The sequence below is a fragment of the Paracoccus aminophilus JCM 7686 genome, assembly GCF_000444995.1.
GTDB classification, from domain to species: domain Bacteria; phylum Pseudomonadota; class Alphaproteobacteria; order Rhodobacterales; family Rhodobacteraceae; genus Paracoccus; species Paracoccus aminophilus.
This window is the reverse complement of the sequence record NC_022041.1, coordinates 3,233,251-3,247,905: the sequence shown is the minus strand read 5'-3', so window position 1 is coordinate 3,247,905 and position 14,655 is coordinate 3,233,251. Positions and strand designations below refer to the sequence as shown.

The 14,655-nt window shown below is 64.7% G+C and carries 11 protein-coding genes; 7 read left to right on the top strand and 4 right to left on the bottom strand.

Annotated features, from left to right (window positions below; genetic code table 11):
• From JCM7686_RS15875 to JCM7686_RS15865, 3 genes are read left to right on the top strand one after another with little or no spacing between them, the layout of a single operon-like run.
• Positions 1–984 (top strand): glycosyltransferase family 2 protein, encoded by a 984-nt coding sequence (locus JCM7686_RS15875; protein WP_020951810.1) that lies wholly within the window; start codon positions 1–3, stop codon positions 982–984.
• On the top strand, positions 981–5,651 hold the full coding sequence (locus tag JCM7686_RS15870; protein WP_020951809.1) for a MupA/Atu3671 family FMN-dependent luciferase-like monooxygenase: 4,671 nt from the start codon (positions 981–983) through the stop codon (positions 5,649–5,651). The genes JCM7686_RS15875 and JCM7686_RS15870 overlap by 4 nt, the downstream gene beginning before the upstream one ends.
• Complete coding sequence (locus JCM7686_RS15865) at positions 5,648–6,280, top strand: 4'-phosphopantetheinyl transferase family protein (protein ID WP_041527419.1); 633 nt, start codon at positions 5,648–5,650, stop codon at positions 6,278–6,280. Before JCM7686_RS15870 ends, JCM7686_RS15865 begins: the two co-directional genes overlap by 4 nt.
• Here the strand turns inward: JCM7686_RS15865 and JCM7686_RS15860 are convergent.
• On the bottom strand, positions 6,261–7,484 hold the full coding sequence (locus JCM7686_RS15860) for a glycosyltransferase (protein WP_020951807.1): 1,224 nt from the start codon (positions 7,482–7,484) through the stop codon (positions 6,261–6,263). The two genes, JCM7686_RS15865 and JCM7686_RS15860, sit on opposite strands and share 20 nt — an antisense overlap.
• A gap of 288 nt (positions 7,485–7,772) precedes the next feature.
• Here JCM7686_RS15860 and JCM7686_RS24765 point away from each other — a divergent pair, with 288 nt between their 5' ends.
• Positions 7,773–7,940 (top strand): hypothetical protein, encoded by a 168-nt coding sequence (locus tag JCM7686_RS24765; protein WP_158442373.1) that lies wholly within the window; start codon positions 7,773–7,775, stop codon positions 7,938–7,940.
• A gap of 45 nt (positions 7,941–7,985) precedes the next feature.
• Here the strand turns inward: JCM7686_RS24765 and JCM7686_RS15855 are convergent, their stop codons facing one another.
• The 3 genes from JCM7686_RS15855 to JCM7686_RS15845 all read right to left on the bottom strand — a co-directional run bounded on the left by JCM7686_RS15855 (position 7,986) and on the right by JCM7686_RS15845 (position 10,907).
• Positions 7,986–8,693, bottom strand: a complete 708-nt coding sequence (locus tag JCM7686_RS15855; RefSeq protein ID WP_084621184.1) for a sugar transferase — start codon at positions 8,691–8,693, stop codon at positions 7,986–7,988.
• A 358-nt stretch (positions 8,694–9,051) separates the two neighbouring features.
• A complete protein-coding gene (locus tag JCM7686_RS15850; protein WP_020951805.1) occupies positions 9,052–9,888 on the bottom strand; it encodes a glycosyltransferase family 2 protein in 837 nt (278 codons plus the stop codon).
• On the bottom strand, positions 9,885–10,907 hold the full coding sequence (locus JCM7686_RS15845; protein ID WP_020951804.1) for a glycosyltransferase: 1,023 nt from the start codon (positions 10,905–10,907) through the stop codon (positions 9,885–9,887). The genes JCM7686_RS15850 and JCM7686_RS15845 overlap by 4 nt, the downstream gene beginning before the upstream one ends.
• A gap of 70 nt (positions 10,908–10,977) precedes the next feature.
• Here JCM7686_RS15845 and JCM7686_RS15840 point away from each other — a divergent pair, with 70 nt between their 5' ends.
• From JCM7686_RS15840 to JCM7686_RS15830, 3 genes are read left to right on the top strand one after another with little or no spacing between them, the layout of a single operon-like run.
• Complete coding sequence (locus JCM7686_RS15840; protein WP_148292636.1) at positions 10,978–11,724, top strand: P-loop NTPase family protein; 747 nt, start codon at positions 10,978–10,980, stop codon at positions 11,722–11,724.
• A gap of 9 nt (positions 11,725–11,733) precedes the next feature.
• Complete coding sequence (locus JCM7686_RS15835) at positions 11,734–13,242, top strand: GumC family protein (RefSeq protein WP_020951802.1); 1,509 nt, start codon at positions 11,734–11,736, stop codon at positions 13,240–13,242.
• Positions 13,243–13,245: 3 nt separating this feature from the next.
• Positions 13,246–14,634 (top strand): oligosaccharide flippase family protein, encoded by a 1,389-nt coding sequence (locus tag JCM7686_RS15830; protein ID WP_020951801.1) that lies wholly within the window; start codon positions 13,246–13,248, stop codon positions 14,632–14,634.
• Positions 14,635–14,655 lie beyond the last annotated feature (21 nt).

Sequence of the window (14,655 nt, the reverse complement as noted above, 5' to 3'; positions counted from 1 at the left end):
ATGTCTGGTCCTGTTCTGAACACAATCGTCCTGAATTTCCGCACGCCCGATCTGTCGCTGATGGCGGTCGAAGGCGCATTGCGCGAGATGGAGGGGATCGCGGGCGGCGTGACGCTCGTCGATAACGATTCAGGCGATGGCTCCTTCGAGAAGATGCGGGCCGAGGCGGAAGCGCGCGGCTGGCTTGCCTCGGGACGGCTGGCGATTGTCGAATCCGGTCACAATGGCGGCTTTGGCGCGGGCAATAATTACGGCATCCGTCAGGGCACGCCGGATGGGCGCCGGGCCGATCTGGTCTATTTGCTGAATTCGGACGCAATCCCGCAGCCGGGCGCGATCCGGGTTCTGATCGACTACCTCGCCGCCCATCCCAAGGCCGGGATCGTCTGCTCGCGCATTCGCGGCATGGATGGCGAGCCCCATCACACTGCCTTCCGTTTCCCCTCGGTCGCGGGCGAATTCGAGGCGACGACGCGGATCGGCCCGGTTTCGCGGCTTTTGCGCAACCGCATTGTCGCCATGCCGCAGCCCGACCATTCGCTGCGCGTCGATTGGTCGGCGGGGGCCTCAATGATGATGCGGGCCGAGGTGCTCGATCAGATCGGGCTCTTTGATGAGGGCTTTTTCCTTTATTTCGAGGAAACCGATCTCTGTCGCCGCGCCGCCGATGCCGGTTGGGAGACCCATTACGTCTGGGAAAGCGAGATCGCTCATATCGGCTCGGCCTCGACCGGGATGAAGAAATGGGGCCGCGTGCCGGATTACTGGTATGATTCGCGCCGCCGCTATTTCGAGAAACATCACGGTCGGGCGGGGGCGCTGTTTGCGACCGCCGCGCATGTGGCGGGCACCGGCCTCTGGCGGCTGCGCTGCCTGATCCAGCGCCAGCCGCATGGCGCGCCGGAAGGACATCTGGGCTTGCTGACGCGCCATGCTTTGCGTCGCCAGCCAAAGCCAGCCCATTTCGAAAAGGGACAGTCATGACCGAATTTTCCGCCATCGTCATTGGCAATGAATCCCTCATGCGCCATGCGACCGAAGAGCTGATCTCGCGCGGGCATCGCATTGCCGCCGTGGTGACGCGCAACCCAGATCTGCGGGATTGGGCGCAGGGCGCGGGCCTCAGGGTCGAAGATCAGGACGCGCCTTTGGCCGCCGATGCCCCGGCTGCCGACTGGCTGTTCAGCGTCGCCAATCTCTCGGTCCTGAAGCCCGAGATGCTGGCGCGCGGGCGTTTGGGCGCGATCAATTTCCACGATGGTCCGCTGCCGCGCATGGCCGGGCTGAATGTGCCTTTGTGGGCGATGATTGAGGGCAAATCCGATCATGGCATCACCTGGCATCTGATCGAGGGCGGCATTGACGAGGGCGATATTCTCGCGACCCGGCAATTCCCGATCCGGCCCGATGACAATGCGCTGACGATGAATGCGCGCTGTTTTGCGCGCGGGGCCGAGGCCTTTGCCGATGTCATCCAGATGCTCGAAAACGGCGCGCCGATCCGGCAAAAGCAGGATCTGAGCCAGCGCGGTTATTACGCGCTCGACAAGCGCCCCGAGGCGGCAAGCCTGATCGATTTCAGCCAAAACGCCCGCCAGATCGTCGATCTGGTGCGCGCGCTCGATCACAGCGGCTATTGGAACCCCTTGGCCGAGCCCAAGCTGCAACTGGCCTGCGGTCGCATCCTGCCGGTCCGCGCGGCGGATTATGCCGAGGGCAGCGGCGCGCCCGGTCAGCTGCTCGAACATCTCGGCGACGAGCTGACCGTTGCGGTCGCGGATGGTGCGGTGCGGCTGGTGCTGGCGCATCCGGTGGTGCAAATCGCCTCGCCTTTGCCACTGCTGGCGGCCGAGGAAAAGGCGCGGCTGACGGCGCTCTCGGGGCCTGCGGCCAAGGCTGACGGCTTCTGGCGCAAGCGTCTGGCGCGGATGAGCCCGGCGGTTTTGCCCGGCGTCACCGCCGAGGATGCCGCGCTGACCCAGATTGATCTGGGCGAGATCGACGCGACCCGCGCTTTGCCTTTGGCCGCCGCCGTTCTGGCGCGGCTGGCCGGGCAGGTCGAGACCGACATCGCCTTCCAGCCCGAGACCCTGGCCGAGGCCAAGGGGATTCTCTCGCCCTGGCTGCCGCTCCGCGTCGATGCCGCGCCGCGCAGCACGCTCGCGGCGCTTGGGCAGGGGCTGGCGGATCAGATCGCGCAGATCGCAAAACGCGGGCCCTTCATGCTCGACCTGTTGCGCCGCGCGCCCGAATTGCGCGAAGCGGCGCTGCCCGATCTCGCGATCAGCCTCAGCGATACCCCGCTGCCCACCGCTTTGCGCGTGGTGTTGAGCGGGGGCCGCGGGCGAATCGATTATGACGCGAGCCGGATCTCGGCGGCGCGGGCCGAGCGGGCTGCGGGCGCAATCCGAGCGGGTCTTTCGCTGCCAGGCGAGGCTTTGCTGAAAGACCTGCCGCTGCTCTCGGACGCCGAGCGTCAGGACCTGCTTTACGCCCGAAACCAGACCGCCGTCGCGTTCACGCCCGCAACCATCCACGAGCTGATCGCGGCGACGGCGGCCAGCGATCCCGATGCTGTGGCCGTGGTTTTTGAAAACCGTAAGCTGACGCGGGGCGAGTTGGACCGCGCCGCCAATGCGCTGGCCCGCCAATTGGTCGAACTGGGCGTCGGCCCGGACAAGCCGGTCGGCATCTTCGCCCGCCGCTCGCCCGAGCTGGTGATTGCGGCCTTGGCCGTCCTGAAAGCGGGCGGGGCCTATGTGCCGCTCGACCCCGATTATCCCGCCGACCGCATCGCGCTTTATGTCGAGGACAGCGCCGCCTCGGTCGTCTTGGTCGAGGCCGGACGCGAAGGCGATCTGCCGCCCCATGGCGCGCAGGTCATCACCATTCCTGCGGCGGTTCCGGCCGTGGCCGAGGCGCCGGTTACCGCCGTTCAGCCAGAAAACATCGCCTATCTGATCTTCACCTCGGGTTCGACCGGACGGCCGAAAGGCGTGATGGTCGAGCACCGAAATGTCACCAATTTCTTTGCGGGCATGGATGCGTTCATTCCCCACCAGCCGGGCGACGCTTGGCTTGCGGTGACGAGCCTGTCGTTCGATATTTCCGTGCTCGAGATCTTCTGGACGCTCGCGCGCGGTATGAAACTGGTGATCGCGGGCGAGGAATCGCGACTGGCGGTCTCGGGAGGCGCGCCGCGTCCCTCGGGCAAGCAGATCGATTTCAGCCTGTTCTATTGGGGCAATGACGACGGGCCGGGGCCGCAGAAATACAAGCTCTTGCTCGATGGCGCGCGCTTTGCCGACGAAAACGGCTTTACCGCCGTCTGGACGCCCGAGCGCCATTTCCACGCGTTCGGCGGCCCCTATCCGAACCCCTCGGTCTCGGGTGCGGCGGTGGCGGCGGTGACGAAAAACATCGCGGTGCGGGCGGGCTCTTGCGTGCTGCCGCTGCACCATCCCGCGCGCGTCGCCGAGGAATGGTCGGTCATCGACAACCTGACCGGCGGTCGCGCCGGGCTGGCGATTGCCTCGGGCTGGCAGCCCGATGATTTCGTCCTGCGTCCCGAAAACCGTCCGCCGCAGAACAAGCCCTCGATGATCGAAGGGATCGACCAGCTGCGCCGCTTGTGGCGCGGCGAGGCGGTTTCCTTCCCGACCGGCGACGGCAAGGATTTCGCGGTCGTGACCCAGCCGCGTCCGGTTCAGCCGGAAATCCCGTTGTGGATGACCGTCGCGGGCAATCCTGACACCTGGAAAGAGGCCGGGCGTCTGGGCATGAACGTCCTGACGCATCTCCTTGGCCAAAGCATCGAGGTGGTCGAGGCGCGGATCAAGGATTACCACGCGGCGCTCCGCGAGGCGGGCCATGACCCGGCCGAATTCAAGGTCTCGCTGATGCTGCACACCTGCCTTGCCGCGGATCGCGAGACGGCGCGGGAAATCGCGCGCGAGCCGATGAAGGCCTATCTGCGCTCGGCCGCGGCGCTGGTGAAGCAATATGCCTGGGATTTCCCGGCCTTCCGTCGCCCCGAAGGCATGTCGAACCCGATGGCGATCGATCTCGGCTCGCTGTCTGACGACGAGATGGACGGCATCCTCGAATTCGCCTTCCTGCGCTATTTCGAGGATTCGGGCCTCTTTGGCTCGCTCGAGGATGCGATTGCGCGGGTCGAGCATCTGCGTGGCATTGGCGTCGGCGAAATCGCCTGCCTCATTGATTACGGCATCGCGCCCGCGCAGGTGGTCGAGGGCTTCCCGCTGCTGGCCGAGCTGCGTCGTGCGGTGAACCCGGTCGAGGATGACAGCGATTTCTCGATTGCCGCGCAGATCCGCCGCTATGGCGTGACCCATCTGCAATGCACGCCCTCGATGGCGCGGATTCTGGTCTCGGACCCGGTGGTTGCGACGGAACTCGCCCGGCTCAAATGCATCATGGTCGGTGGCGAGGCGCTGCCGCCCACGCTTCTGGCCGAATTGCGCAAGGCGAGCGGGGCGAAGATCCTGAACATGTATGGCCCGACCGAGACGACGATCTGGTCGACTGTCGCGGATCTGAGCCAGGGCGCAGAGGTCACTCTGGGCCGTCCGATTGCCAATACGCAGGTCTATGTCCTTGACGGCGAAGGAAATCCTGTGCCTCCGGACGGGCAGGGCGAGCTCTGGATCGGCGGGCATGGCGTCACGCGCGGCTATTGGCAGCGCCCCGATCTGACCGAGGCGGCCTTCCGTCCCGATCCTTTCGTGACCCCCGGCCATGCCGCGCCGGGCGGCGCGCGCATGTATAAGACCGGCGATCTCGTGCGTTGGCGCGAGGATGGTCTGCTCGACTACCTCGGTCGCGCCGATCACCAGATCAAGCTTCGCGGGTTCCGCATCGAATTGGGCGAGATCGAATCGGCTTTGGCGGCTTTGCCGGGCGTGCGCGACGCGGTGGCGATCGTGCGCGAGGACAGTCCGGGCGACCGTCGTCTCGTCGGCTATGTCACCGGCGCGAGCGTCGATGAGGCCAAAATGCGCGAGACCCTGATCGCGCATCTGCCGGGCCATATGGTGCCGGGCCGGATCGTGACTCTTGACCAGATGCCGTTGACGCCGAACCGCAAGATCGACCGCAAGCAATTGCCGCCTCCGGGTGGGGTGGTCACGCGCGTGGCTCCGGTCGTGGCACCGGCTCCGGTCGCGCCGCCCGTGGTCGTGACAGCGGCGCCTATCGCCCAGCCAGAACCTGCCGCCGCGCAAAAGGCCGAGCTGCTGGACGCGGTCGCTCGCATCTGGCGCGAGACGCTTGGCGTGCCGCAGATCCTGCCGCGCGACAATTTCTTCGCAATGGGCGGCCACTCGCTGCTGGCGATTCAACTGCACCGGACCCTGCGCGATCAGCTGGGGCTGGCGCGGCTGGGGGTGACGGATATCTTCCGCTTCCCGGTCTTCGAGGCGTTCCAGAAACATGTCTCGGGACTGGCGCCGAGCACGCCGATCGCAGCCAAACCGGTCGCGCCAGCACCCGCGCCAATCGCCGCGGCACCGGCGCCCGCCGCGCCCGCTCAACCCACGCCGCAGATCCTGAGCGCGCCGGCAGCGGCCCCGATCAGCGACACGATGGCGCGTCGACGGGCGTTGCGCGCGCAGCTTCGTCAGAACGGGTGACCGCGCAGCAAGAGATCGAAGCAGCAGCCCGGCGGATCATGCCGCCGGGCCTTGCTTGCGCGGTCGAGGAAATCGGCGATCCTGCCGCGCGGCTTTTGCCGCTTGAGGCCAAGGCGGTCGCGTGTGCCGTGCCCAAGCGGCAGGCCGAATTCGCGGCGGGGCGGTTGGCAATCCGGCGAGCTTGCGCGCGGGCGGGCATGGCTTTGCCTGCCTTGCAGCCGATTGGCATCCTGCCGGATCGGCGCCCGGATTTGCCGCCGGGCCTCGCGGTTTCGCTCAGTCACAGCGCACGCTTTTGCGTTGCTCTGGCCACGCGCGACACCCGGTTGATGCCCGGCGTCGATCTCGAGCCGATGGCTGCCAGGCTGCCCGAGGGCATGGCCGAGATCATCGCGCCCTTTCGGATCTCCGCCGAGGGCGTGCCCGACGAGTTGCTGTGCTTTTGCGCCAAGGAGGCGGTCTATAAAAGCCAGTTTCCGCAAAGCCTGCAAATGCTCGATTTCTCGGATCTGGCGCTGGTGGTGCGGGGGCGGCGCTTTCGCGCGCAGCTTGGCTGTGGCGCCGTGATCTCCGGTCGTTGGGAGATCGCGGAAGGCCATCTTCTCGCGATCAGTTGGCGGTCGCGGTAAAGAGCTGCGCCAGCTTTTCCGCCGAGGCGTCGATGTCATGGCGCGCCAACACGCGGCAGCGCGCAGCGGCCCCCATCGCCTCAAGCGTGACGCGATCGGCTGCCGCCGCCGTCAACATGGCCTCGGCCAAAGCCGCGCTATCGCCCGCAGGCACAAGCCAGCCCTCCTGACCCGGGCGCACCAGCTCGGGGATCCCGGCGATATAGGTCGCGATGATCGGACGCGCGCTGGCCATGGCCTCCATGATGACGACCGGAAGCCCTTCGGCAAAGCTGGGCATGACCATGAGATGCGCGGCGGTCACCGCGGCGCGCACGCCGGTTTCGTCCTGCCAACCCAGCAATTCGACCGCATCGCCCAGAGATTCGCGCCGAATCAACGCCTCGATCTCGGGGCGAAGCGGGCCGTCGCCAACCAGCGAGAGCTGCAAATTCGGGTTTTGCCGATGCGCCTTGGCGAAAGCGTCGATCAGCAGCCCAAAGCCCTTTTGCTCGGCAAACCGCCCGACCGCGACCAGGCGCAGTGCCATCCCGCCGGGAAAGGCCGAGGGCGCGCCCCAGCGGGCGGGCTCGATCCCGCAATGCACGATCTCGACCTTCGCCCAGTCCGCCGGCTCGGCCCATCGGAACAGTTGAGACCGGCCAAAACTGCTGATTGCGGCGCAAAATTTTGCATCGGCAATCTTCGCGCCAAGATCGAAGGCCTCGGGACGGTCGAATTCCTCGGGGCCGTGGACCGTGAAACTGTAAGGAACCCCGGAAAGAAGATGCGCATATTGCGCAACCGAGGTCGAATTGGTGCCGAAATGCGCGTGCAGATGGTCGAGCCCCAGCTCTTTCGCCCGCGCGGCCACGATCGCACCTTCGGCGAGATAGATCATCTGGCGCGGGAAGGACGATTCGCCCGCCTTCGCCCGAGACCGCGCGCGGCGCAGCGCCGTCAGAAACTGCCGCGGTTTGCGGAAAGCGGCGCCGAAAAAGGCGCCCGCCAGACCGCGACTCCCGCGTTCCAGAACCCGTTCGGTCCGCTCATGTTCCGCCAGATCGCCTGCATCCTTGAGTTGAGCGAGATCACCGCGCATGGCGAAGCGATGCACGTCAAAACCGATTCGCTCCACTGCGACGATTTCACGCCGGATGAAGCTATGCGAGGGGCGTGGATAGGTATTGACGATGTAACCGATTCGCGGCAGCTTCTTGCTCAATTCTACTTATCCGTGTTTTGTTCGAGATTATCGGCATAGTATTGCCAAATTTTTAACTCTTTTAGGCGAAATTGGCCCAGTGAAAAATGTCGACCTGAGAGTCGGCTTTGTGACCGGGGCCAGATCTGAGATGTTTATTGAAACCGTCTCGCGATTTGCGGCCCGACCAAGGCCCGACGCGTGCTCGGAAGCGACCCAATTGGAAGGGGCAAGACGCTGTTTGGGATTTTGGGAACCTCATCCATCGCCGCAGCTGCGTTGACTTTTGCAGCTGCCCGATGGACCGGGATGTCTATTTTGTCGCTGCTCTGCCTGTATTCGGTGACCGGAGCCAGCGCGATGCTTTATCTCGCCTGGCGTAAGTTCCAAGCAGAGACAGAGCGTGATGAGCTTTCGCATTGGGCGGAGGACGGCACAGCCGAGACCGTGGTCACACAATTTCGGCGCTCGCAGTAACCTGCGGCGCCGCTTTGTCGCATCAGCTTGATGTGCTGGCCCGGATCAATAACCGGTGCCGCGCACCACGACGCCGACGGTTTGATACATGATCCGAAGATCGCCGGTGAAGCTCAGATCCATCGCATAACGCGCATCATAGGTCGCGCGGGCGGCGAAGGTGCTGTCGTTACGGTCCGAGATTTGCCACAGGCCGGTTACACCGGGGCGCAGATGGTAGTAATCTGCGCCGGGGTAAAGCTGGGCTTGTTCCAGCAGCATCGGACGCGGGCCAACGATGCTCATGTCGCCTTTGAGCACGTTGAAGAGCTGAAGCAGCTCGTCCAGCGAGGATTTGCGCAGGAAGTGACCAAAGGGCGTGATCCGCGGGTCTTTTTTCAGCTTCTGGGTCAGATCCCATTCTGCTTTGGCTTGCGCATTCTCGGCGAGATAGGCGGCAAGCTTCTGATCGGCATTCGGAACCATGGTGCGAAGCTTCCACAGGCGGAAGCTGCGGCCCGAACGGCCAACCCGCATCTGCGAATAGAAGGGCGAATGCCCGTCGAAAGCGACGATGGCGGAAAGAATGAGAACAACGGGAAGAATGATCGGCAGAGCCGCAAGAATGATCAAGGTGTCGAGACCGCGCTTGACGAAGCGCGCGTAAACCGAACCGATCCCTTTTGCCAGCCCGTCGGTCGCCTGAACAGAAGCGAAACCGTGACCATCGATGCGGGACTGATCATCCCCAACAATGTGGACGTGATGTTTCATCATGACACTCGTTACAAAAACAATAGAGGCAGTATAGCCCCGCATTTTCATAAAACTAGACGTATATTTGCGCTTGACGAAAAGGATAGGTTACATTGATTTCAATGAGTTAGCGGAAAATTTTCGAAGGCATTTTAGACATTTCGAGCGATGTTTCGGCAGGCCGTCCATTGCCGGATTCACACTCATCTTCCGGGCGAACTTCGACGGGAGTTCATGACCCTACGTCACTTTGGATTGGCGCGACTCACTGTTCGGTGCGATATGTCGGACTCGGTGAAGCCGCGCGCAGCGGTGATCCGGAGGGCTCGGGCTTTGATTGAGCGGGCTGGTCGGGCACCCACGCGCGCCCCGAAGGCTAGCGCCCGCGGGCCCAGTCGTGACGGTTTCTGCCTGAACGGACGGCGACGGCCACAGCGGCATAGATCGAAAAGCCGATCGGATCGCGCAGGGCCAGCCGAACAAGCTCACCGCGGCTCGGGCGGTCATGGCCTTGATTGCCAAGCAGTTCGGGATAGAGGCGCGCGATTTCGCTGACGCCATTGTCCTGCCGCCGACGCACCCGCACGAGGCGGCTGAACCCTTCGGCGATCGGCCAATGATAGGCTTCGTTCACCAGGATGCGCTCGTCCTCAGAAAACTGCAGACGCACGAAAGTGTCGTCCGAGATAATGCCCGGAAACGCGCCCCAGCGCGCGCGACCGGCCGGATTGACCGCGAAAAGCCCCGCACCTGTGACGCCGGTCGTCACGAAGGGCAGCCGTTGCCAGAAACGGGCATAGGCGCGCGAGACCGGGCTTTCGCTGCGCGCCACCACCAGCCGCCCGCCAGCATAGCGCGGCTGATCGGTCGCAAGGGCGGCGGCGATGCCGGACAGAAGCTCTGGCGCCATCTGGATATCGGCGTCGAGATAAATCCGCGCGCCCTCTCCGGCGAGGCGGTCGCCGTGGTTGAGCGCGCCGACCTTGCCGCCTTCGGGCAGTTCGGCCACGGTGAGCCGCCAGCCGCGGGCCTTCAGCGCGGGCCCAAAGCTTGCCGCGCGCGCGGCGGTGTCGTCGGTGCAGCCATTGGCCACCACGATCACATGAGCGGCGCCCTGATAGTCCTGCGCCAGCACGGCATCGAGGCAATGCCCCAGAAAGCCGGATTCGTTATGGGCGGGAATGATGATCTGCACAGCGGAATCGGAGGTCATTTGTATTCGATCAACCCCGAACGGCGGCCGAGCAAGCGGCGGATGTGATATTCGGCAACGCCCCAAGCCTCTGGGAGTTTCCCGAGCGTGTTGAAAAAAGCCCGACCCCAGCGGCGCGCCGGTTCCGGGTCTCCCAGCGCGAGACGTGCGATCTGGATGGGGTAAAGCGCAAAGCCCAGCAAGGCCCAAGGCGAGACGGTTGCGCTGACCAGGATCAGGACCAGCGGGATCGCCCCGGCCCAGATCAGCGGACGGCGGGCCTCGCGCCTCCAGAACCCCTCGGGCCCATCGCGATAGCGCCACGAGACCTCGGCAAAGGCGTGTCCGGCCCGGCGCGAGCGTTTCCACCATTGCGAAAAGCGCGTCATGGCGGCGTCGTGCAGGGTCATCTCGGCGTCGAGCCGTTCAATCTGCCAGCCCGCGCGCGCAAGGCGCAGGCACATTTCGGGCTCTTCCCCGGCGATCAGGCTGGGGTCATAGCCGCCGATTTCGACCAAAGCCTCGCGCCGGGCCAGCATATCGCCGCCCACCGCCTGCGCCGGGCCGATCGGCGTGTTCCACTCGATGTCGCAAATCCGGTTGTAGATCGAGGCCTCGGGGAAGCGCTCGCGTCGACGTCCGGCGGCCACGGCCAGATCGGGATTGGCCGACATCGCCGCCAGCGCGGTCGGGATCCAGTTCGCGTCGACCTCGCAATCGCCATCGACGAACTGGACGAATTCGACCGATCCGACCCGATCGAGCCCGGCATTCCGCGCCCGGGCGGCGGTGAAGGGCCGGGTCATGTCCAGCGCGATGACCTCGGCGCCAAGCTCGGTCGCGCGGGCGCGCGAGCCATCGGTCGAGCCCGAATCAACGTAAATCACGCGCTCGGCATGTGGCAGCAGCGAGGTCAGGCAACGCACCAGTCTCTCGCCTTCGTTACGCCCAATCGCGATTGCAGCCAAACGGAGAGGCCGCGCACCCTCGGACGGGCTGCTCGGCTGAATTGTATCGGTATTTTCGGTTGTCCCATGCATGGCCGGGACGATAACATGGCGTCGCCGACCGTGTCATCGGTGAAGAATGGCTTGCCGAAGGAACAGTCTCTTGACAGACAGCACTGAGACAAGGCTCGACGCGAAACGCTCTGCTGCGAAGGAGGGTCTGGCCGTCGGCGAGTTGTTTGGTACTGAGAGGCGCACATTGTTTCCCTTCGATCGAGCCGGCACGCCCGGCGATCAGCGGCCTGAGGTCGAGCGTGTCGGTCGCATCGCCTTGATGCGGACCCGGCTTTTGCGCGAAATGCGTGAACGTGGCTGGACCCGGCTGGCGATCGTGCCGGTCACCAAGGGCGCGGGCGCCACAACCATCGCGCTTGAGCTGGCCTGGGCGATCCTGCGCCAAGAGGGCGTGCATGTGACGCTGGCCGATCTCGACTTTGCCGATCCCGCGATTGCGCGCCATCTGGAAACCGAAGGCTCGTCCTCGGTTCGGCTGGCCCTGCGGCGCGGCGAGGATCTGGGCGGGCTGGTGCTGCATCTGGCCGATCAGCCCAATCTTGCGGTGCTGGCCCCGGCCGCGCCCGAGGATCACCCGGCCGAGCTCTTGCAAAGCGCGCGTTTCATCGACGGGCTTGACCGGTTGCATGATCAATTGCCCGCCGATTACGTCATTTACGATATGGCGCCGCTGTTGGGCAATGATGTCGGCCTGTCGGCCCTGCCGCTCGCCGATGCGATCCTGCTGGTGGCGGACGGCACCGCGACGGTCGCCGCCGATATCCGCAAGGCCGAGAAGCTTTTGGTCGATCAGCCGCCGCTGATGGGCGTTATCTTGAATAAATCCGAGAAATAGGGCGCCGCCGTGGGACCGATACAATCGATCGACGATCTCGTTTCCATGATCCGGAGGCGGTTGGCCCTTGTGCTGACCGTCTTCTGTCTGGGCATTCTGGTGGCGCTTTATCTGGCGGTGACCTCGCCCCGGGTCTTTGAATCCTCGGCGGTCATCCAGATCGAGGCCCCGGCCATTGTCGATCCGGCCAGCGATTCCGGCGTGCCGGTCGCGCGCCGGGTGCAGCTGATCGAACAGCGGATGATGGTGCGCTCGAACCTTCTCAGCGTGATCGACCGTCACCAGCTTTACGTCAACCTGCCGCTCAGCGAGAACCAGAAGGTCGATCTGCTGCGCCGCTCGATGCGCATCGACAGCGTCGCGGCGCCGGGGCAGGGCGCGACGACCAGTGCTTCGCTGGCGGCGATCATCATCACCGCACAGGGCGGCACCGCCCAGCAGGCTGCGGCGATCGCCAATGACTTTGCCGACAGCGTCATTAACCGCGATGAAGAAAGCCGCCAGTCGCGCATTCAGGAAACCCAGCAGTTTCTGACCGGCGAAGAGGCGCGAATTCAGGGCGAACTTGATGCCCATGACCGCAAGGTCGCCGAATTCACCTCGAAGAACGAAGACGCGTTGCCCTCGTCGCAGGCCTATATTCAGAGCCAACTGACCCAGCTGTCCGAACAGGATGCGACGCTCGACCGCGATATCATGTCGCTTGAGCGCGAGCGTCTGGCGCTGCAGGCGGGCGACAACACGCAGACCGTCGAAGGCTCGGGGCGCAGTGCCGCCTCGCTGGTCCAGCAGCTGCGCGCCGCCGAGGTCGAGCTGTCGCAGGCCAAGCGCACGCTCGCGCCCGATCACCCCGAAATCGCCCGCTTGCAGGAAAACGTCCGCCGTCTGACGCAAGGCGGCCTCAGCGATACCTCGCGCGTCACGCTGGAGCAGGTCGAGCTGATCGACGCCCAGCTGCGCCAGCTGCGCGCCCAGAAGGCCGCCGTGAACAGCCGCCAGCAGGAAATCGAGATCGCCCGCAGCCATTCCGCCGAAGTCGTGCGCGAATATGAAACCCTCTCGCGCGAGCAGCAGCGCCAGCGCGACCGCTATAACGAGATCTCGCGCCGTCTGGCCGAGGTCGAGACCCTGCAAAGCTTGCAGGAAAACAACCAGACCGAACGCTTCGTCGTGCTGGAGCGCGCGCTTGCCCCGGAATATCCGGCGCTGTCGGGTCGCAAGAAAAGCGCGGTTCTCGGGCTGTTCGGCAGTATCTTCTTCTCGCTCGGTCTGGCCTTCATCGCCGAGATGCGCCAGCCGGTGCTGCATAGTGCGGCGCAATTCGCCCGCTCGACCGGGATCCAGCCCTTTGTCGAGCTGGCCTATGTCCCAACCGACGAAGATCTCGACAAGGCTTGGCGGCGCAAGATCTATATCGGGCTGATCCTGTTTTGGACCTTCATCGGCTCGGTCTGGCTGCTGGGGCTGCTGCCCGGCGTGCCCTCTCCGGGTGTCGTTGGCCCGATGGGCAGCGGTTAAGCAATGTCTGAGGCGGAAACCTCGGTTCAGACTGAGATGGAAAATCCCCGCGCCAGCCGCGGCTCGCTGGCCTCTCGGGCCCTGACCGGCTCGCTCTTTTCCATGATCGGATTTGGCGGCGGGCAGGTCATGCGCCTGGCCTCGAACCTCATCCTGACGCGGATTCTCAGCCCGGATGACTTCGGCCTGATGACGCTGGTCACCGGCTTTCTGATCGGGCTGACGATGTTCAGCGATATGGGGCTTGGCCCCTCGATCCAGCAAAGCAAGCGCGGGGATGATCCGGCTTTCCTCGACACGGCCTGGACGCTCAAGATCATCCGGGGCGGGATCTTGCTTGCGGTCTCGACGCTGCTCGCCTGGCCGCTGGCGATCTTTTATCAGGCACCGCAATTCGCGCATGTTTTCCCGGTCGCGGCGATCTCGCTCTTCATCGGCGGCTTCTTCCCGACGCGGATCGACAGCGCGGCGCGGCATATGTATCTCGGCCGGCTGACCACGATCGAGCTGGTCGCGCAGGCGCTTAACATCGGCATCACCGTGCTGGCCGCGCTGTGGCTGCAATCGGTCTGGGCTTTGGTCTTCGGCAATGTCGCGGGCGCTGTGGTCCAGCTCGTGCTGACCTGGACCTTCCTGCCCGGCCATATCGACCGCTTCCGCATGGAGCCCGCCGCGCGCGAAGAGCTGGTGCGCTTCGGCAAATGGATCTTTCTCAGCACGATCTGCGGCTTCCTGCTCTTTCAGGGCGACCGGCTGGTGCTGGGCCGCGTGCTCACGCTGAACGAGCTGGGGATCTACAATATCGGGCTGTTCCTCGGCACCGTGCCGATGATGCTGGGCGGCGCGATCGGGGGACGGCTGTTCATCCCGATGTATCGCCAGCATCCTCCGGGAGAGACCGCCCACAACCGCCGTGTGCTCGCCAAGACGCGGGCGGCGGTGGCGGGGTTGCTGATCTTGGGCGTGGCGATTCTCGTGGTCTTTGGGCCGGGGCTGGTCGGCGGGCTTTACGATTCGCGCTATCACAGCGCGGGCGAGCTCTTGGTGCTGATCGCTTTGTTGCAGCTGCCGCAGATCCTGACGATCAGCTACGATTATTCGGCGCTGGCGGCGGGAGACACGCGCGGGGTCTTTGTGATGCAGGGCTCACGGGCGCTGATCTATACGATTCTGGTCAGCTTTGGCGCCTATTTCTACGGGCTGCCGGGCGTGTTGGCGGGGCAGGGCATCGCCTATTTCGCCAATTATCCGATTGCGGTCTGGCTGGCGCGCAAACATGCCGCCTGGGACCGGCGGCATGATCTGATTGTGCTGCTCATCACGCTGATGCTGGCGGCGATTGCCTTCAGCCTTCACGGGGCAGAGATCGCCGCGGCGCTTCAGGGAGGCTGAGGCCGCGGCGAAGGTTTGTCG

Excerpts from the sequence above, each read along its gene's own strand:
- JCM7686_RS15875 (WP_020951810.1), top strand. The coding sequence starts at position 1 with ATGTCTGGTCCTGTTCTGAACACAATCGTCCTGAATTTCCGCACGCCC.
- JCM7686_RS15870 (WP_020951809.1), top strand. The coding sequence starts at position 981 with ATGACCGAATTTTCCGCCATCGTCATTGGCAATGAATCCCTCATGCGC.
- JCM7686_RS24765 (WP_158442373.1), top strand. The coding sequence starts at position 7,773 with ATGTCTATTTTGTCGCTGCTCTGCCTGTATTCGGTGACCGGAGCCAGC.
- JCM7686_RS15855 (WP_084621184.1), bottom strand. The coding sequence starts at position 8,693 with ATGAAACATCACGTCCACATTGTTGGGGATGATCAGTCCCGCATCGAT.
- JCM7686_RS15850 (WP_020951805.1), bottom strand. The coding sequence starts at position 9,888 with ATGACCTCCGATTCCGCTGTGCAGATCATCATTCCCGCCCATAACGAA.
- JCM7686_RS15845 (WP_020951804.1), bottom strand. The coding sequence starts at position 10,907 with ATGCATGGGACAACCGAAAATACCGATACAATTCAGCCGAGCAGCCCG.
- JCM7686_RS15830 (WP_020951801.1), top strand. The coding sequence starts at position 13,246 with ATGTCTGAGGCGGAAACCTCGGTTCAGACTGAGATGGAAAATCCCCGC.